This window comes from Bittarella massiliensis (ex Durand et al. 2017), from assembly GCF_017566145.1.
Classification (GTDB): domain Bacteria; phylum Bacillota; class Clostridia; order Oscillospirales; family Ruminococcaceae; genus Bittarella; species Bittarella massiliensis_A.
In genome coordinates this window covers 1-260 of record NZ_JABFCL010000105.1, presented here as the reverse complement: position 1 = coordinate 260, position 260 = coordinate 1, and the positions used below count along the sequence as shown (strand labels likewise).

1 protein-coding gene is annotated in these 260 nt (G+C 51.2%); it reads left to right on the top strand.

Features of this window, described 5'->3' with window-relative positions; genetic code table 11:
- The coding region (locus tag HJY11_RS15730) for a hypothetical protein (protein WP_208076469.1) at positions 1–209 on the top strand (209 nt) is incomplete at its 5' end.
- Positions 210–260 lie beyond the last annotated feature (51 nt).

Genomic DNA, 260 nt, shown 5'->3' with positions numbered 1-260 from the left:
AACTCTTCTGCCGTCCGTCCATCCGTGAACGTCAAAAGCAGATGTACCCCGGCATGTTCTCCGGAAATCCTGCACTTCTTGGCAAACGGTTTCAGACAGTTCAGGAACGTATCGTGCCTCCCTTTGTAGAGCGCCCGCATCCGGTTCAAATGGCGTTCGTAATAGCCTTCCTCAATAAATTTCTGAAGGATCATCTGATCTACCCTTGAAACGGTCGGGTTGATGAAGCGGCAGTTCTCCTGGTACACACGAAGCAGACG